Below are 18,384 nucleotides of genomic sequence, written 5' to 3'. Positions count from 1 at the left end.
CTGCGGGATCACGATCCAGTGCCAGGGCTGGAACACGTCATCCGTCTCGTTCGGGATGACTTCGCAGCCCCAGGTGTCGGCGCAGATCGCGGCGATCTCCATGTCGTGCATCCAGTCGCAGGTGTGGAAGGACACGCCCGGTGCATCGCCACCGGCGTACCCGCCCCACTCGCCTGCCGCCAGGCAGCGCTCCATGTGGCCGGTGCGGTAAATCACGAAATCGCCACGCCTGATTTCGACGCCCTGCGCCTTGGCACAGGCATCCAGATCATCGGCATCGATCGCCGTACCGTCATCCAATGAATCGACCCCGGCCCAGCGGGCGATGTCGAGCAGTACGCCACGCCCGACCATCTTGTTGCGCATCTTGTGGATCGCGTTCTTCTCCGCGCCGTTGGCACCGACCATGGTCGCGTCATAGCCGTTCCACATCTTGTCGCTGTTGAACACATGGGCCAACGCATCCCACTGGGTGCCACACTGCAACGGCAACGACACCGCGTCGTCCGCATATTGGCTGGCATATTTCTTACCCGGTACCGTCTGCTTGCCGGCAACGGCGTCTGTTCCGGTGGCGAGCATGGTGTGGATCGGGTTCCATCGGCCGCCGAAAAGCCCGTTCTGCGGGCCATCGCCATCGAAGTTCAGACCGAGCGCAAACACTTGGCCTTTCTTGACCAGCGCGGCCGCTTCCTTGCGCTCTTCGTCGCCCACATAATTGATCGTGCCCCACTCGTCATCCGGGCCCCACTTGCCCCAATTCTTGTTGCGTTCGGACTTCTCCTTAATGACGTCCATGTCGAGCTGGTATTTCGGATCGTCGTAACGATGCATTTTGGTTCTCCCCCGTAAATCTCGATTGGCCCATCTGGCGCGGGCGGGTTTTCTTGTACTCGGACTATAGCAAAGCAAAGGGGCCACGCTCCAATGGAACGTGACCCCCGAAACGCATGGCTGCCGCCTCAGTTACTTGATGGCTTGCGGGTTGATCGGCGACCCCGTGCCGCGCGTGATGACCAGCGGCGGGGCGCAGAGGAAGAACTCATAGACGCCATCCTCGGCGCAATCCTCGACCAGTTCGCGCAGGTACCAGATCTCGCCGTGAACGATGCCGATATGCGGGATTGTCACCCAGTGCCAGGGCTGGTTCAGCCCCGGGACGCTCTTGTTCGGGCGCACTTCGATGCCCCAGGTGTCAGAGCAAATACCCGAGATCTGCTTCTCGTGAATCCAATCGACGGTCTCGAAGCCGAGCCCCGGCGCGTCGCCGCCCCCGTAGCCGCCCCAATCACCCTTATCCAGACAATCGGCCATCTGTCCGGTGTTAAAGATCACAAAGTCGCCGCGACGCACTTCCACGCCCTGCTTCTTGGCGGTGGCTTCAAGGTCCTTGATCGTGATCTCGTAGCCATCCGCGAGGCGCTTCTTGCCCTTGTAGCGCGCGACGTCGAGCAACACCCCGCGACCGACCATCTTGTCGGCAAATTTCTCGATGCCGTTCTTGTGGGCGCCGCGAACGTCGACAAGCGTGGCGTCATAGCCGTTCCACATTTTATCGTCGGTGAACACATGAGAAAGCGCGTCCCACTGGGTCGCTGCCTGGGTCGGCAGATTGATGGCATCGTCGGCGTAACGCATGCCGGCAAGCGGCTCCTGAATGCCCTGAACCGCGTCCGTGCCCGTGGCAAGCATCTGATGCATCGGGTTCCAGCGGCCGCCGAACAATCCGTTCTGCGGGCCGTTCTCGTCGAGGTTCAGGCCGAGGCGAAACACTTTGCCCTTCTGAATCAGCTTCGCCGCATTGGCGATGTCTTCCGGGGTGATGTAGTTGAGGACACCGAGCTCGTCGTCCTTGCCCCATTTGCCCCAGTTGCTCAGCTCCTTGCACTTGCGCATCACGTCCGCTTTGGTGAGCAGCTTCTTGCCCTTGCGGGTCGCGCGCTTTTTCGCGGCTGGCTTGCGTGCGGTTGCTTTCTTGGCCATGTCGTTGCCTCGCCTGTGTCTGTTCTTAAAATTGATCTGCTTTGCCGACCTTACGTGCGGCATCGGGCTCGGTTATGGTCGCACAAAAATCGGATTGCAAGTCCGCAATCTGCCGGATTTGCCACAATGTGACAGGGATGGAACGAGATGAGCGCCGAGGATACAGAAGACAACAAATCACCATCGATGCGGCTCGACGGCCTGGTTGCCGTGGTCACCGGGGCTGGTCGCGGCCTGGGCCGCGGTATCGCCTTGGCCCTCGCCGACGCCGGGGCCGAGATCGTGCTCGTCAGCCGCACTCAGAGTGACCTCGATGAGGTTGCCGCACGCATCTCGGATGCAGGCGGCCGAGCGCGTACGTTGGTATGCGACGTGACCGATGCGTCGCAGGTAACCGAGAAAATCGAAGGTCTGGACCGGATCGATATTCTGATGAACAACGCGGGCGCCAATATTCCCGAACCGTTTGTCGACGTGAGCGAGGAACATCTCGATTTCCTCCTCAACATCAATGTGAAGTCGATGTTCCTGGTCGCGCAGGCCGCCGCACGGCGCATGCTCGCGAACAATCGCGGCGGTTCGATCATTCACATGTCGTCCCAGATGGGCCATGTCGGCTCGCCCAACCGTACCAACTACTGCGCGACCAAGCATGCCGTCGAAGGCATGAGCAAGGCAATTGCGGCCGAGCTTGCCCCCCAGAATATACGCAGCAATTGCATCGGCCCGACATTCATTGAGACGCCGATGACCAAACCGATGTTCGAGAACCCGGAGTTCAAGGAATTCGTGATGGACCGCATTCTCATGGGCCGCCTCGGCAAGATATCAGACGTGACCGGTTCCGTGGTCTTCCTCGCCTCGCCCGCCTCGGAACTGATCACCGGCGCGAGCCTGACCATCGACGGTGGCTGGACCGTGGTCTAAAGCCCGGTTTTCAGGGGCAATACGGCCATCAGGCACCGGTATTCACGCATCTGTTGTTACCGTCCGGCGCCATTTGCTGTAATATTCGTGTCACCAATGCATTGGACTTCTCGTTGAGTCCCAAGGAGGGCAAACCGATGGGCGCACCCGCACGCGACGACACCTATAATTACCCGCGCTTCAAGATGAGCAACTACGAGCTCGGCTATTTTCCCGGGCCGAAGGCGGGCGAAGACGTCAATTACGACTACACATTGACGGACCTGGACGGCAACGAGGTCAAGCTTGCCGACTACAAGGGCAAGTGGCTCGTGATCGAGTCCGGCAGCCTGACCTGCCCGATGTACGTCAAGAACGTGAAGCCGTACGCCAAGCTCCGGGAGAAATATCCGGACGTCGAATGGCTGGTCGTCTATGTGCGCGAAGCCCATCCGGGCGAGAAAGCAAAACAGGCGGAATCGATCGAGGAGAAGATCGAATATGCCAAGCGCAACCGCGATGACTACAAGGAAGAGCGCAAGATCATCGTCGATAACGTCGAGGGCAAGTGGCACCACGAATGGGGCCTGCTGCCCAACACCGTCTACGTGATCAACCCCGAGGGCAAGGTCATCTATCGCGCCGACTGGTCCTTCGCCCACCATGTGGACCGCGCGCTCCAGAACCGCGATACGATCAACACGAATGAGCATATCGCGATCATTGGCGCGGCCCCCTGGATCACCATTCCCGTGACCCTGAAGGGCGGCTGGGTGGCGCTTTACGACATCCTGATCATTTTCCCGAAAGTCTACTACGAGCATTTCAAGCTCGATATTCAGACATGGTGGGCGAAGCGCAAGGCACGCAAGCAAGCCGCCTAGCACCACGAAGGCACAACACGACATTCAGGAAGGGCCGGGATCGAAACCCGGCCTTTTCGATTCATGTGATCAGGATCGCCCGAAAGTCGTTCACATTGGTACGGGTCGGTCCCGTGACCACGAGATCGTCGATCACCGCGAACAGGCTGTAGGCGTCGTTTCGCGTCAGCGTGTCTTCTGCTTCGAGACCCGCCGCCTGTGCCCGCGCCAGCGTATCGGGGGCCACCAGCACCCCGGCATTGTCCTCGACCCCGTCGATACCGTCCGTATCGCACGCGATCGCATAAATTCCCGTGGCGCCCGCAAGCGCGTGCGCAAGCCCCAGCGCATATTCGGCATTGCGCCCGCCCCGGCCATCGCCCGTTACGGTCACGGTCGTCTCGCCGCCCGACAGGATGATGAGTGGCGGCCCGCTCGCGCGATCCTTCTGAAGTTGCAGCGCCAGTTTCGCATGTTGCCCGCCCAGGTCACGCGCCTCGCCCTCGAGATCCGCCCCCAGTGAAACGATGTCGCAACCCACTTCGCGCGCCGCTCTTTCCGCGGCGGTCAGCATCTCGGACGGTCGCGCGACGATTACATTCTCGACCTTCGCGAACAGCGGGTCGTCGGGTTTCGGCGTCTCGCCGTCGGGACTGTCGAGCAACGCAACGACCGAGGCCGGTGCATCGATCGTGTATCGCGTTAGAATTTCGAGCGCCTCGTGGCGCGTCGTCGGATCGGGAACGGTGGGACCTGACGCGATAACCGATGGGTCGTCGCCGGGCACATCCGAGATCATAAGGCTGCGCACCCGTGCCGGCGCCGCGAGCTGGGCCAGACGCCCCCCCTTGATGGCCGAGATGTGCTTACGCACACAGTTCATCTCGCCGATCGGTGCACCACTGCGCAACAACGCGCGGGTGACGGCGGCCTTCTCCTCCGCGCTGATGCCGGGTGCTGGTGCGGTGAGCAGCGCCGAACCGCCGCCGGAGATCAGGCAAAGCAGCAGATCCTCCGATCCAAGACCGGAAACCAGTGCCTCGATGCGCTGCGCCGCATCGGCTCCGGCCGTGTCCGGCACCGGATGCGCCGCCTCGATGATCTCGATCCGTTCACACGCGGCGCCGTGTCCATAGCGCGTCACCACAAGCCCTTCCAGGCGTTCGAACCAACCCTGCTTTCGGGCTTCGCCTTCGACAGCCAGAGCCATGGCTGCGGACGCCTTGCCGGCACCGGCAACGACAATCCTGCCGGACGAATTGGGCATCGTAATCGATGGGGGGACGCACACCATCGGGTCCGCCGACGCGACCGCCGTCACGAACAGGCGCAGCAGGAATTCTCGCGGAGAGTCGCGACATGTTTCAGTTGTGCCGAGTTTGCTCACATGTGCCCCTTGCGATCGCGTGTCAGCCCGATATTATCCTGCGCGAAGCCTACCGGCGGCCAAATAAGAAACATAACCGCACACACGCCGTATTGGGGAATTCGAAGGAACCAGCGCCGCTTCGCGGCTGCGGGCATGACCCGTGGTCAGATGGTGTCGGTGCCTTTGGTGCCCCGTCAAATAATAAGAAAACGTAACAACCAACATATGAAGGAGCGGAATCATGCAAGGAGCCGACACGGCTTGGATTCTGACCTCGACGGCGCTGGTTTTGTTTATGACCCTACCCGGTCTCGCACTTTTCTATGCGGGCCTCGTTCGATCCCAAAACGTGCTGTCAGTACTCATGAACTGCTTCGCGATCGCGGCGACAGTTTCCATTCTCTGGTTCGCCGTCGGCTACTCGATCGCCTTCGGCGACGGCAACGCCTGGTGGGGCGGACTGGGTAAGTCATTCCTGTCCGGCGTGAACATCGACAGCGTGTCGGGAACGATTCCCGAAACGCTGTTCTTCATGTTCCAGATGACGTTCGCGATCATCACGCCCGCGTTGATCGTCGGCGCGTATCCTGAACGCATTCACTTTTCATTCGTGATCGGCTTCTCTCTTGTCTGGGTCCTGATTGTATATGCCCCGGTCGTCCATTGGGTCTGGGGTGGCGGTTTTCTCGCCGAAATGGGCCTGCTCGACTTTGCCGGCGGCGTCGTCGTCCATGTGACCGCCGGTGTCTCCGCGCTGGTTCTGGCGATGATGCTCGGCCCGCGACGCGGATTCCCCGGCGAGGTTCAGCCGCCGCACAGTCCCGGTCTCACCATGATCGGTGCCGCGATGCTGTGGGTCGGCTGGTTCGGCTTCAACGCCGGCTCGGCCCTCGCGGCGGATGCCGCCGCGGGCATGGCCATGACGGTGACGCATATTTCCGCTGCGGCCGGTGCCATCGCCTGGTCGGTGATGGAATTGATCCGCTATCGCAAGGCGAGCCTGGTTGGCGCGGTGACGGGCATGGTCGCGGGTCTTGCCACGATCACCCCGGCATCGGGTTCCGTGGGTCCGATCGGCGGCCTCGTTCTGGGCCTTTCCGGCGGTGTCGTCTGTTACATGGTCACTCAGGCCGTGAAGCAGCGGTTCAAGATCGACGATTCTCTCGACGTGTTCGCCGTTCACGGCGTCGGCGGTATGCTCGGCACGATGCTGACGGCGGTATTCGTCTCGGTCGCCCTCGGCGGCAACGGCCTCGCCGAAGGCATGACGATCGGCAGTCAGTTCGGCGTACAGGTGATTGGCATCGCCATCGTCGCCGTCTGGTCCGCCGTTCTTACCGCCGTTATCGTGATGGTGCTGAAGATGTTCCTGCCGTTCCGAGTGGACGAGGAAACAGAGGTCCAGGGATTGGATCTGGCACTACACGGGGAGCGCGGTTACCACAATACGTAGCCGGACAAGTCATCTCGACGTAACTTCGGGGCGGGATCTGTGCAATCGCCGATACCGCCCCCAAAGACACAGGATCAACCATGAAATTCATTGTTGCGATCATCAAACCACACAAACTCGATGACGTGCGCGAGGCATTGGCCGGAGTGGGCATCGAGGGCATGACAGCCAGCGAAGTCAAAGGCTACGGGCGCCAGAAAGGGCAAACCGAAATTTACCGGGGTGCCGAATACCAGGTGAACTTCGTTCCCAAGGTCAAGATCGAGGTCGCGGTCGACGACAGCGTTGTCGACAACGTCGTGGACGCGATCCGCAACGCCGCAAACACGGAAAAGATCGGCGACGGCAAGATTTTTGTCCTCGAGCTTCAATCTGCCGTGCGTGTGCGTACCGGCGAGACCGGATCCGACGCGCTCTAGTTTGGAATGCGCGTACTGGCACGCAAGCTGCATCGAGAAAGGCGTGGAAATCCAAGGGGGTCACGAATCCGTGCCTTGCCGGGTCTCCACGCCGGATTTGCAGCTTAAAGAGGCGCCGCCGTGCTCATTTATTCCCCACCCGCCACGTTCTCAGCCGTACCGGTCATCGATCTCAACGGAGGTTTCGGGGCAAACACCGCCGGACAGGACGGGATCGCCGCGGAAATTCGGCACGCCTGCCAGAATATCGGCTTCTTCTACATCGTGAACCACGGCGTGGCCGATCAACTGGTACGAGACCAGTTTGACCTGGCCGCGCGGTTCTTTGCGTTGCCCATGGAAGAAAAACGATCACTCCATATGCGTAACTCGCCGACCACGGCAGGCTATGAGCCGGTCGCGGAACAAAGGTTGGACAGTCAGGATACAAGCAGCGAACCGGCACCGCCCGATCTGAAGGAAAGCTACTATTGCGGCATGGAAGTGCCGGACCAGCACCCTTTTGCAAAACGCCGGCTTCGCGGCATCGGCCATAATCAATGGCCGGAAAACTTTCCCGAGTTCCGCGAGCAGATGGTCGCCTATCATGGGGCCTTGCGAGAATTGAGCAATCATCTGCTCTCGCTTGTGGCGCTGTCGCTTGAGCTCGATGCGGACTGGTTTGCGGAATTTTTCGACTGGCCAAGCTCTGTGTTGCGTCTGATACGCTATCCGCCACAACCGGACACAACTGAATATAACCAGATCGGTGCCGGCGCCCATACGGACTGGGGCGGAATCACGTTGCTTGCCCAGGACGATATCGGCGGGTTGGAGGTTCAGAATGCCGCGGATGAATGGGTCTCCGCGCCTCCCATCGAAGGTTCCTTCGTCGTCAATCTCGGCGACCTGATGGCGCGCTGGACCAACGGGGTATACCGGTCGAACATGCACCGCGTGCTAAATTCCGACCGCGAACGCGACCGATATTCGATACCGTTTTTCCATTCACCACGCTCCGATGCCGTCATCAGACCGATCCCGACATGCGTGAATGATCAGCAGCCGCCCAAATTTCCCGCCTGCACCACGTCCGAGCATATGGACGAAATGTTTCGTCTGTCCTACGGGTACGCGGCGACGTCCTGAACCTCGTCGCCGGGGTTAAAGAATCAGGTGCTTTCCAGACCTGACTTGCCCTCGACTAATTTGATGGCAGCGGTCAAATTCTCCTGGCCATAGCCAGCGTCGATTGTGTCTTCGAATATCTTCAGCATCGCATTGCCGATCGCCATCGGCACCCCGGTGCTGGCGCCCGCATCGCAAATCAGTTTCGAATCCTTGACCATCTGTTCGGTGGTGAACAACGCCGAGAAGTCACGCGCCTTCAAGGGTGCGACGTTGTATTGGATGTATGGCGATGCGGCCGCGCTCACGCCGATCACATCGATCATCTGCTCCCAGTCGAGGCCGCCCTTGCGCCCAAGTGTCAGCGCTTCGGCCAGCACGGCACCCGTCGTACCGACCAAGAGATTAATCACCAGCTTCAGGTAACGGGCCTGTTCGTCCGCGCCGAGATAGAAATGTTGTCCGCTCATCGCGGCGAACAAATTCGCGCATTTATCCGCCGCCACGCCGGGGCCGGACACCATGATCGTCAGGTTTCCGCTTTCCGCCAACGCCGTGCTGCCGGACACCGGCGCCCGCAGATACTCGATACCGGCGGTCTTGGCCGCCACCGCGACCTCGGCGGAGGCCTGCGGCGAGACCGTACTCATATCGACATAGACCGTACCCGGCGCAAGACTGGCAAAAATACCGCCGTCACCAATTGTGATTGCCTTGAGAACCGCGTCGTTCGGAATCATCGAGACCACGATTTCCGCATCGACGATAGCGTCCTGGTTGGACGCGGCCGCATGGCCACCCGCCGCCGCAACGGCCTGCAGATTGGCTGCATCCGGGTCAAAGGCACGGAGCGTCGCACCGGCACCGACCACGCGACGGCTCATGGGCCCGCCCATCTTCCCGGCACCGATCCAGCCGATTTTCGTCCCATCAAGGCTCATGATCGTCGCTCCTCTCCTGAATGCAAACCGGCGCCGCCCTGGCAGGCGGCGCCGGTGTATTGTTTATCGAATGCCCCTCATGCGCTCATGCTGGCGCGTTCGCTGTAGGCTGACGCGGCATCCTTTGCGCTGGCATCGTCTTTCATCGTGAAGTCGAAGACGCCCTCGTAGAATGGTCCCTCGATCTCGTATTCGGCAGCCCGCGCCGGGTCATCAATCAGCGTGTAGGGAATAATAAGCGTTTCCTTGACGCCGAACACCGCGTCGGAATCGAGGAATTCACTGTCCTCATTGAACAGTTCCGTCTGAATGGTCTGATAACCATCCTTGTAGATCAGATAGTGGAGATGGGCGGGGCGCATATTGTGCCGTCCCGTAGCCTCCATGATGATCCCCACCGGTCCATCGACGGGGATCGGGTAGTCCACCGGTTTACGGGTTTTGACCAGGTAGGTGCCGTCGGCACCGGTCGTAAACTTTCCGCGATAAGCATAATCTTCATAGTCTCCCGGCTGGCCGACCTGCGCTTCGTAAAAGGCATTCGGCGCCACCTGCCAGAGATCCAGCGTCACATTTGCCAACGGCGCACCGGCCGCATCCATCACGGTGCCGCGCACAATTGCGGCCTCCCCCTCGGTATCTCCCAGCGAGATATCGAATCCCATTTCACGCGCGGGCGCCCCGTCACGGTAGAACGGCCCGAGAAGACTTGATTCAGTCGCGCCAACCCGCACTTTGTCGGCGAGTATCTCCGTCAGTGCAGACAGCCCGAGAATGTCGCCAAGCAGGACGCCTTCTTCTCGCTTGTCGTCCGATATCTGCCCGACAGCCTGAATAAAACGTGCGGTATACAGAAGCTCGTCCGGCGTCAGGTTTACCTCGCGGGCGAAATCATGTGCGTGACGGACCAGCGCCTCCAGAATTTCCCGTACGCGCGGATTGGTGTCCGGACCGATCTTGTCCAGGACCGCCTGGGTCACATTTGATTCGTTCAGATCTCGCATCGGAATACTCCTCCAGCAAACGCGTTTGGGACCGACAGTCCAGCGCTCAGGGGTTTGCTTGTTCGAAAGAATGCGCCGAATTCAAAGGTCCGGCAACAGGTGATGATCTTCTGCAACTAAGCCCCAAAAGCGGCTGGACTCCAACAGCGAATGTTCATATAACGAACATAAGTTCGCTTGTTGAACAATTTGATTCATATAGGTTCGCGATAATGGCTCCGCCACGTGAAGGTTCGGAATTCGTGCAATCCCTGCAACGGGGCCTGGCAGTCATCCAGGCCTTCGGCGCCGAACGACCGGACATGACGATCAGCGAAGTCGCGGAAGCGACCGGAACCACGCGTGCCACCGCGCGCCGGTTCTTGCTGACACTCGAGTCACTCGGCCATATCCGGTCCAATGGGCGACGGTTTTCCCTGACACCGCACGTGCTCGGCCTGGGTTACGCCTACCTGTCTTCCCTTGAATGGTGGCAGATCGCACAACCGCACATGGAAACCGTGGTTCACGAGCTGCAGGAATCCTGTTCCGCAGCAGTTCTAGACGGACAGGAGGTGATCTACGTCGCACGCGTTTCCGCCACCCGGATCATGTCGATCAATCTCGGTATCGGTACCCGTCTGCCCGCCTATGTAACGTCGCTTGGCCGGGTGTTGCTGGCGCACCAGACACCGGAGTATCTCGACCGGTATCTGACGGATTTGAACCCGCACCAGTTTACCGAGCGCACGAAAACGGATCGCGTCGCTCTTCGCCAGGCACTCGATACGGTGCGCCTGAAGGGCTATGCGCTGGTCGATCAGGAACTCGAAACCGGCCTGCGTTCTCTCGCCGTCCCGATCCTCGACCGTAACGGCGGTATCCTGGCGGCACTGAATGTCGGCACCCACGCCGCGCGCACGCGCCTCGACGACATGACGTCGCGTTTTCTGCCGGCACTGCACGACGCATCCAGGAAGATCACCGCGCAGTTGCCGCGCTAAACGAAAAACGGCGACGCTTGGGCGTCGCCGTTTCTATCCTTGCGGACTTCCCGCTACAGGACGTCGCAGACCTCATCGAATTCATAGCGATACAGACGCGGCCCCATAATTCCAGAGACATCGCCATAGCCGATGTTACACAGGAAAATCGATTTCACCGGCGTGTCCTTGAAGAATTCTTCATTCACGGCCGCGTTGTTGAACCCGCCCATCGCGCCGGCATCCAGACCCACCGCGCGCAAGGCCATGATGAAATAGCCACCCTGCAGGATCGCCTGGATGTAGCTGAATTTTTCAGCCAACTCGGGATTATCGATGAACCGATCACCCATCTCCGGGCGGATCGGCAGGAACTTGGGAAAATCCGTAAAGAAGGTGTTGTCGTAGCCGATAATCGCCGTGACAGGTGCGGCCATCGTCTTGGCCTGGTTCGGCCCGTTCACATGAGGGTTCAGGCGCTCCTTGGCTTCCTTGGAACGCACGAAGGCAATCCGCATGGGTTGGGTGTTGGCGCTTGTCGGCCCCATCCGCGCCAGGTTGAAGGCTTCCTGCAGCTGAGCGTCGGTAACCTCGCGATCCTGCCACGCGTTGTGGTTGCGCGCTTCGCGGAATATCAGATCGCGTGAATCGTCATCGAGGGACCGGATCCGCTCCCGATAGGCTTCGATCTGTGCGCGTGCTGCGGCGAGAGCTTCTTCTGCTGACATTATTTTTCCCCTGTGTGTCGTCGTGTGCGCGGACGCACTCCCGAACCATGTCTTTGGCTGGGGTCTACATGTGAGGCGCGCCCATGAATGTCAATTCGCTTCAAACCCGGGTTCGCTGACTGAACGGGCGTCCCGGCGTTGAGCCTGCGGTCCGAATGCATTATTGAGGCTACAAAACGTCTCTATCCCGGCCCTCCCAGAGGTTGCGGCCCACACGGAGTGAATCCCATGTCTGATCCCGTTGGCGCCCTTTCCGGCATAACCGTCCTCGATCTCACGCGCGTTCTGGCCGGCCCCTATTGCACCCAGATGCTCGGTGATCTGGGCGCCGACGTCATCAAGATCGAGCGTCCCGGCGCCGGTGACGACACCCGACGCTTTGCGCCCCCATTTATGGCGGGGCCCGACGGTGAGGAATCTTCCGAGAGTGCCTACTTCATGAGCGCCAACCGCAACAAGCGCTCCGTCGAAGTCGATCTCACCAGCGAGACCGGCCAGGCGCTCGTGCGCGAACTGGCTTTGAAGGCGGACGTGATCGTCGAGAACTTCAAGACCGGGAACCTGGCCAAATACGGCCTGGCCTATGACGACCTCAAGGATGCGAACCCAAGGCTGGTCTATTGCTCGATCACCGGGTTCGGGCAGACGGGTCCCTATGCCGCACGTCCCGGTTATGATTTCCTGATCCAGGGCATGGGCGGAATCATGTCCATCACCGGTGAGGCCGATGGCGAGCCCCAAAAGGTCGGTGTTCCGATCGCCGACATCATGTCAGGCATGTTCGCGGCCGTCGCCGTTAACGGCGCGCTGCGTCATGCCGCCGTCACCGGCCAGGGACAGTATATCGACATCGGCATGCTCGACACCCAGGTGGCATGGCTGGTGAACCAGGGCATGAACTTCCTGCATTCCGGACAGGCCGAACGCCTGGGCAATGCACACCCCAACATCGTCCCCTACCAAGTTTTCGAAACCGCGGACGGCCACATCGTGGTGGCGGTCGGCAACGACAATCAGTTCCGTACCTTCGCAGGCATTCTCAGCGAACCCGAGCTGGCCGATCAGCCGTTATTCGCCACCAACGATTCACGCGTGCGCAATCGCGACGAGGTGGTTGGTCATCTTCAGGCGATCATGAAGAAGAAACCCTCCGCCCACTGGCTCGCCGAACTCGAAGCCAACAAGATCGGCTGCGGGCCGATCAACACCCTCGATCAGGTCTTCGAAGACCCGCACGTCAAGGCCCGCGAGATGGTCGTGAACGTACCCCACCCCCTCGCCGGGCCGGACGGGGCCACGCTGATTGCCAGCCCCCTAAAACTGTCCGAGACACCGGTTGCCTACCGCCACCACCCGCCCCTTCTCGGCCAGCACACCGATGAGGTCCTGCGTGAGGTTCTCGGCTATGACGACGACCGGATCGCCAACCTGCGCGACGCCGGTGCGATCGGCTGATAGCGATGGCGCAGGAACACATCTGCGCAGCCGACGATATCCCCGAGATGGAAGCGCGCGGCTTTGTCGGCCGTATCGACGGCATGCAGCGGAACATCTTCGCCGTCCGCCGGGACGGGGCACTGCACTTGTATCTGAACAAATGTCCCCATGCCGGCGCACTGCTCGATCATATCCAGGGCCAGTTCTTCACACCTGATGGAAGCCATCTGCGTTGCGGCATGCACGGCGCGATCTTCCGGATCGAAAGCGGTGAATGCATCGACGGTCCTTGCCAGGGGGCGAACTTGACCCGGCTCGCATTCGTGGAACGCGACAATGAGATTTACCTGACGGGGACAATCGCAGAGTGAAATTGCCCATTTTCGAAATTTTGCCCGGATGACACCGATATTCGAAAATTGTACACATTGAGGAACAGTTCACCGGCTGACCCGCGTCTCACGACGTGCGCCGATGCCGTGTTATGATTTATCCAACGCCGCCCGCAACGTGCGGTCAGGGAAAAATGGGAGACACCAATGAAATTCGTTCTTTATGCGGATATCCATGCGCAAGTGCCGCAGATGGAAGCCGTACTTGAAGCTGTCGACAAGGAAAACGCCGACAAGGAAATCCTGATCGGTGACCTGATCATGCTCGGCCCGCAACCTGCCGAAGTGGTCGATCATTTCATGAATGTCCGTCAGAACGTAGACATCCTGATCGGTAACCTGGACATGTGGGTGGTCGACAAGTTCTGGGAGACCAAGACGCCGAAGAACATCTATCACGAATGGATGCTCGACATGGCCCGCCTCACCCGCGAGCGGATGACCCAGGAACAGCTCGACTGGCTCAACAAGCTGCCGTTCGCGATGACCTATACTCCGGAGCATGGCCATAATTTCCATGTGTTCCACGCGACACCGGACGAGATCGGCGACGAAGACGCCCTCCCGCCGCGCCTTACCGACGACGAGATGTGGGAAAAGATCGGCGACGTCGATGCCGACGTGATGTCCTTCGGCCATATCCATGGCGGCTATGTGCGCCAGGTGCGCGACAAGACCCTCGTCTGCGCCGCCGCGGTCGGCATGAGCTGGGATGGCGATCCGCGTCCGTCCTATGCCACGGTCGAATATCTCGGCGACGGCAAATGGGACTGCCAGACACACCGCGTCGATGGCGATTTCGAGCCGCAGGCGAAGCTCAACGAGAATTGCTGGATTCCACACGGCGACCGCATCGCCAAGATGATCCGGACGGGCTACTTCTGGAACCCGGACCACATGCCGCACTAGGCCGCTGCCGCGTCAGGAGTGTCACAATGACACGCGCGCCTGTTCCGACCCCTTGGGAGGCCCAGGCCAAGGCTTTGATCCGCCGTCGCTATGCTCAGCTAGCGGCGGCGGACTCGTTTCATGAAGACGCGCGAAGCAAGGCACGCGCCGCCGGAGTCCCGATGGACTGGTTTGACGCCCTGCCGCAACGTATCGCGGGCGTATTCTCAGGGTGTGGCTGGCCGGCCGGCGGCTTGACGGATTGGAACCACGGCACCGTGGTCGATCTGGGCTGCGGCGGCGGCCTCGACACGCGCTTTGTCGCCGAACGATTGCCCCGCGGCAGCGATGTGATTGCCCTGGATCTCACGCCCGAGTTGCTGTCGCGTACACGTGACACCATCTCTGGCATCGACGGCGCGCGTGTGCATACGGTCGCAGCGGATATGGAGCGGCTCCCGCTCGCGGCTAACGTTGCCGATGTCGTGATCGCCAACGCATCCCTCAATCTCACCACCGACAAGGTGGTTGCCTTGTCGGAAGTCGCGCGCATTCTAAGGCCCGACGGACGCCTGCTTGTCGCAGACCTTATCCGTCGTGCTCCGCTCCCGCCCGAACTTCTGACGGACCCGATGGCGATGGCGGCATCGCTGGGCGGGGTGGTGGAGGAGTCCGAGCTTCGGGCGGCCCTCGACAGCGCGGGCTTCGGCGAGATCGCGTTCAGCGGCGAACGCCCTTTCGGCCCCGTCATTGCCGTCGACATCACCGCTCGAAAATAGTCACGTACACCAGTGTGGGGCTAATTATCCCCGCCCTGCCTGGCCAACTGATTAACGATGTCGCTCGCGACGTTCTGCAACATACTACCGATGCGCTCAATCTTCTGATCGTCGAGGCGCGCGCGCGGGCCGCTCACCGCGAGCGCGCAGGCAGCGCGGCCATGCGGATTGAGAACGGGCGCCGAAACGGATCGAATACCTGGCGAACCCTCCTCGTCATTGATCGAATAGCCGCGCTTCTTGATGTTGCCCAACTCGCGCGCCAACGCATCCATGTCGGTGATGGTTTTGCCGGTGTAGGCGTTCAGACGCGTGTTCTTGTAGCTCGCGCGGACTTCGCTTATCGGCCGCACCGACAAGAGCGCCTTGCCCAGACTGGTCGCATGAGCATCGAAGTAAGTACCGATCTGGACGTCGGAGCGATGGGCGCGCTCTGTCGAGACTCGGTCGGCAATGAACACCTGAATGCCTTCGAGGAAACCGAGCGCGATCGTCTCGTCCACATCATGCGCCAGGGTCACAAGGTACGGATGCGCGTGATGGGTGATCCGGGCGACCATGTTCGACCGGTTCCCGAACAGATGCGAGTTGTAGCCAATCCAATAGCGGCGATCATCGCCCTTGTAGGCATAGCCCATGCCGCAGAGCACCTCGAGCAGCCGATGTGCCGTCGCCCGGTGCAGCCCGGTCGCCCGCGCCACTTCGGACACGGCACGACCCTTTGTGCTGTCGCCAAGATACTCGAGTATCTGAAACCCGCGCTCAAGCGACTGGTTCTTATAGGTGGCCATGGATTCGTTCTCGCTCCCGGCTCTGACAAACATGCCAACAGCACTTGTCGAAGGTCAGGTTCGTGTCCGTCTCGAAATATGAGACAAACTGATCTGAATTTCCAGTGATCGGCAGAGAAACAAATCTCCGTTTACCGACGTTCCTGAAGTTCCACCGGCTCCCCGGACTCTGCCGACAGATCGGCGGCCATCGTGACGTCCATCACCAGACGCGCTTCGCGCGCATTCGCCAAGACCGGCCGGTCGAGGGCGACCGCATCAATGAAATGGTTGGTCTCGCTCACCATGGCGCCGGCGAAAACATGATCGACCGGCTCACCCGGCATCGAAGACAGCGGATAGCGGATGCCGTGTTCGGTCGTGTTGATACTAATTTCACGGTGGGTATCGTCCACCGTCAGGGCACCTTCCGTACCGACGACCTCGATCCAGCTTTGTGAATACTGCGGATAACCCAGCGGCAAAACCCAACCGGACCCGGCCGCGATCGTGGTGCCGTCGTCCATCGTCACCATGATCCATTGATGGTCCGGCGTATCGCTGACCTTGCTGTACAGCTTGCCGGACTGCTGCGAATAGACCCTCACCGGTCGCCGCGGCTGGAGGCACCATAGAAGAAAATCTATCGAGTGCGTGCCGCCCATGGCCGCCGGTGACATACGAGAGCGCCCCTTGATCTTGGCGCCGATCTCACGCGTGATGTTACGGCTGACCAGACAGGTCACGGGCTCACCGATCGCCCCCGCCTTGATGGCCTTGTTGATGTAAGCGTATTTCGGATCGAACCGGCGCGTATAACCGATTGCGAGCTTGAGGTTGCCGGCATCACACAACGCGATGGCCTCGTCCGCCTCTTCAGGAGTCGGCGCCAGGGGCTTTTCGATCAGAACATGCTTGCCCGCCTCAAGCGTGGCGCGGACGATCGGAAAGCGCTGAGATTCCGGGGTCGAGGCGATGATGACAGCGTCGATCAGGGGGCTTGCGATCAACTCTTTCCAGTCATCCGTCACCCGGACCGCGCCCGTCTCGGCCGCAATTTCGGACGCGCGTGTCGGGTTGATTTCGGCCACGTGCAGTTCTTCGACAAGCGGATGCGCAGCACACGCGTTGGCCCGGATACCACCGACCCACCCGGCGCCGATTACGCCGACGTTGATGGCATTCATCGTAAGTCCCCCGCGATCATGACTGTTTCGTCGCGCTCAATTCGGCAGCGCGACGGATTCGCGCGTGTGTGCCGCCTCTTCGATCGCCAGGGTAACTGCCAAAGTGCGCCGCGCCTCACATGGGGTCGTGTGCGGACTCGGCCGCCCGGTCATCAGGTGATCGAGCCAGGAGCGTGTCTCGCTGGCGACCGCGCCCCAATAGTCCCCGACGGCAAAATCTGCTGCCGAGGTGGTCTGCATGAACATCATGTTGATGTTGTGGTCGGGTACATAGCTGTGCGGCGCACCACGATCGGTGAACAGCAGGCTGTCCTTGTTGTCGGCATCCAGCAGTATCACGCCTTCATCACCGATGATTTCGAAACGGGAACTCTGGCCAACGGTTGGGTATGTCGCCGGCAGGACGTAGCTGACCCCCAGATTGACCACCGCGCCATTCTCGAAAGTGATGATCGCCCACGTAACATCAGACGCCTTGTGCCCCATCGCCTTGAACACTTTGAACTGGCTGCGTGCCACCACCTCGACGGGGCGGATACCCTCGAGGAACCAGCAGGCCATATCTACGTAATAGGTCAGCACGTCGTTCACCGGCGTGGCGTCGGGCGCACGCTCGAGGATTTGCAGCAACTGCGCGCGCGTATTGTAGACCCGGGACTGAATGCCCAGCACCTCGCCCAAGCGACCCTGCAGAATCTGCTCCTTCGCGAGCATCCAGCGTCGGTCATGGCGACGGGAATAACCGATACGAAGCTCGGATCCGGTACGTTCAGCGGCGTCGATGATGGCGTCCGCATCCTCCAGCGTCAGCGCGATCGGCTTTTCCACGAAGACCGCCTTCCCCGCCTCCAGGGCCTGGATCACCGCCTCGCGATGATCATGCTCGGGGGTGGAAATGAACACCGCGCCGACCCGTTCATCGCGGATGGCCGCCTGATTGTCGGTGGTCACGAGGTCCGCCCCCGTTCGCTGGGCCAGGACATCCGCCTGTTTCCGGTTTTTGTCGGAAAGCGCCAGGAATCCGACGCCGGGATGGGTGGATGAGAGATTTGCGCGCAACGCGCCGATACGTCCGCACCCGATAACCGCCACGCCGAGGGCATCACATTCCATGCCTGTTTTCTCCGCCAAAACCCGTACGCCACGTTGGCATCGCCCGACGCAGCCGGTCAACGCCCGCAAACGAAAAGGCCGCC

At 60.6% G+C, this 18,384-nt stretch carries 19 protein-coding genes; 10 read left to right on the top strand and 9 right to left on the bottom strand.

Translation table 11 applies throughout. The features are described 5' to 3' along the window. Positions 1 to 834, bottom strand: an 834-nt coding sequence (locus tag ABJ363_10370; GenBank protein ID MEP4379395.1) for a cyclase family protein, incomplete at its 3' end; no start/stop codon positions are given. A 132-nt stretch (positions 835 to 966) separates the two neighbouring features. Beyond that, on the bottom strand, positions 967 to 1,896 hold the full coding sequence (locus tag ABJ363_10365) for a cyclase family protein (protein MEP4379394.1): 930 nt from the start codon (positions 1,894 to 1,896) through the stop codon (positions 967 to 969). A 234-nt stretch (positions 1,897 to 2,130) separates the two neighbouring features. Between ABJ363_10365 and ABJ363_10360 the strand changes: the two genes are divergently transcribed. Together ABJ363_10360 and ABJ363_10355 are read left to right on the top strand one after the other, a co-directional pair. Beyond that, positions 2,131 to 2,910, top strand: coding sequence for an SDR family NAD(P)-dependent oxidoreductase (locus ABJ363_10360; protein MEP4379393.1), 780 nt, complete (start codon positions 2,131 to 2,133; stop codon positions 2,908 to 2,910). A gap of 137 nt (positions 2,911 to 3,047) precedes the next feature. Then, on the top strand, positions 3,048 to 3,773 hold the full coding sequence (locus ABJ363_10355; protein MEP4379392.1) for a deiodinase-like protein: 726 nt from the start codon (positions 3,048 to 3,050) through the stop codon (positions 3,771 to 3,773). Positions 3,774 to 3,834: 61 nt separating this feature from the next. On the opposite strand, the gene ABJ363_10350 is transcribed toward ABJ363_10355, so the two are convergent. Further along, positions 3,835 to 5,139 (bottom strand): glycerate kinase, encoded by a 1,305-nt coding sequence (locus tag ABJ363_10350; protein ID MEP4379391.1) that lies wholly within the window; start codon positions 5,137 to 5,139, stop codon positions 3,835 to 3,837. A gap of 223 nt (positions 5,140 to 5,362) precedes the next feature. Between ABJ363_10350 and ABJ363_10345 the strand changes: the two genes are divergently transcribed. The 3 genes from ABJ363_10345 to ABJ363_10335 all read left to right on the top strand — a co-directional run bounded on the left by ABJ363_10345 (position 5,363) and on the right by ABJ363_10335 (position 8,121). Further along, positions 5,363 to 6,574 carry an ammonium transporter gene (locus ABJ363_10345; protein MEP4379390.1) on the top strand — a complete coding sequence of 404 codons (1,212 nt, stop codon included), beginning with the start codon at positions 5,363 to 5,365 and terminating at the stop codon, positions 6,572 to 6,574. An 80-nt stretch (positions 6,575 to 6,654) separates the two neighbouring features. Beyond that, positions 6,655 to 6,993, top strand: a complete 339-nt coding sequence (locus ABJ363_10340; protein ID MEP4379389.1) for a P-II family nitrogen regulator — start codon at positions 6,655 to 6,657, stop codon at positions 6,991 to 6,993. A gap of 120 nt (positions 6,994 to 7,113) precedes the next feature. After that, complete coding sequence (locus ABJ363_10335) at positions 7,114 to 8,121, top strand: 2-oxoglutarate and iron-dependent oxygenase domain-containing protein (protein ID MEP4379388.1); 1,008 nt, start codon at positions 7,114 to 7,116, stop codon at positions 8,119 to 8,121. Positions 8,122 to 8,144: 23 nt separating this feature from the next. Here ABJ363_10335 and ABJ363_10330 read toward each other — a convergent pair whose 3' ends face one another. Together ABJ363_10330 and ABJ363_10325 are read right to left on the bottom strand one after the other, a co-directional pair. Continuing rightward, entirely contained in the window at positions 8,145 to 9,041 is an 897-nt protein-coding gene (locus tag ABJ363_10330; GenBank protein MEP4379387.1) for an NAD(P)-dependent oxidoreductase, read from the bottom strand. A 77-nt stretch (positions 9,042 to 9,118) separates the two neighbouring features. Beyond that, entirely contained in the window at positions 9,119 to 10,045 is a 927-nt protein-coding gene (locus ABJ363_10325; protein MEP4379386.1) for a dioxygenase, read from the bottom strand. 212 nt (positions 10,046 to 10,257) lie between these two features. Here ABJ363_10325 and ABJ363_10320 point away from each other — a divergent pair, with 212 nt between their 5' ends. After that, complete coding sequence (locus tag ABJ363_10320) at positions 10,258 to 11,028, top strand: IclR family transcriptional regulator C-terminal domain-containing protein (GenBank protein MEP4379385.1); 771 nt, start codon at positions 10,258 to 10,260, stop codon at positions 11,026 to 11,028. 53 nt (positions 11,029 to 11,081) lie between these two features. Here the strand turns inward: ABJ363_10320 and ABJ363_10315 are convergent, their stop codons facing one another. Further along, positions 11,082 to 11,735 (bottom strand): malonic semialdehyde reductase, encoded by a 654-nt coding sequence (locus ABJ363_10315; protein MEP4379384.1) that lies wholly within the window; start codon positions 11,733 to 11,735, stop codon positions 11,082 to 11,084. 228 nt (positions 11,736 to 11,963) lie between these two features. Between ABJ363_10315 and ABJ363_10310 the strand changes: the two genes are divergently transcribed. The 4 genes from ABJ363_10310 (at position 11,964) to ABJ363_10295 (ending at position 15,231) form a co-directional block, all read left to right on the top strand. Beyond that, complete coding sequence (locus ABJ363_10310; GenBank protein ID MEP4379383.1) at positions 11,964 to 13,190, top strand: CaiB/BaiF CoA-transferase family protein; 1,227 nt, start codon at positions 11,964 to 11,966, stop codon at positions 13,188 to 13,190. 5 nt (positions 13,191 to 13,195) lie between these two features. Next, positions 13,196 to 13,543, top strand: a complete 348-nt coding sequence (locus ABJ363_10305) for a Rieske (2Fe-2S) protein (GenBank protein MEP4379382.1) — start codon at positions 13,196 to 13,198, stop codon at positions 13,541 to 13,543. 168 nt (positions 13,544 to 13,711) lie between these two features. Continuing rightward, positions 13,712 to 14,473, top strand: coding sequence for a metallophosphoesterase family protein (locus ABJ363_10300; protein ID MEP4379381.1), 762 nt, complete (start codon positions 13,712 to 13,714; stop codon positions 14,471 to 14,473). Between the two features lie 26 nt (positions 14,474 to 14,499). After that, entirely contained in the window at positions 14,500 to 15,231 is a 732-nt protein-coding gene (locus tag ABJ363_10295; GenBank protein MEP4379380.1) for a methyltransferase domain-containing protein, read from the top strand. Positions 15,232 to 15,251: 20 nt separating this feature from the next. Here ABJ363_10295 and ABJ363_10290 read toward each other — a convergent pair whose 3' ends face one another. The 3 genes from ABJ363_10290 to ABJ363_10280 all read right to left on the bottom strand — a co-directional run bounded on the left by ABJ363_10290 (position 15,252) and on the right by ABJ363_10280 (position 18,301). Continuing rightward, complete coding sequence (locus tag ABJ363_10290; protein ID MEP4379379.1) at positions 15,252 to 16,022, bottom strand: IclR family transcriptional regulator; 771 nt, start codon at positions 16,020 to 16,022, stop codon at positions 15,252 to 15,254. A 131-nt stretch (positions 16,023 to 16,153) separates the two neighbouring features. Beyond that, entirely contained in the window at positions 16,154 to 17,188 is a 1,035-nt protein-coding gene (locus ABJ363_10285; protein ID MEP4379378.1) for a Gfo/Idh/MocA family oxidoreductase, read from the bottom strand. A gap of 36 nt (positions 17,189 to 17,224) precedes the next feature. Then, on the bottom strand, positions 17,225 to 18,301 hold the full coding sequence (locus ABJ363_10280; protein ID MEP4379377.1) for a Gfo/Idh/MocA family oxidoreductase: 1,077 nt from the start codon (positions 18,299 to 18,301) through the stop codon (positions 17,225 to 17,227). Positions 18,302 to 18,384 lie beyond the last annotated feature (83 nt).

It is taken from the genome of Alphaproteobacteria bacterium (assembly GCA_039980135.1).
GTDB lineage: Bacteria > Pseudomonadota > Alphaproteobacteria > UBA6615 > UBA6615 > UBA8079.
This window is presented reverse-complemented; position numbering and strand designations above follow the sequence as displayed.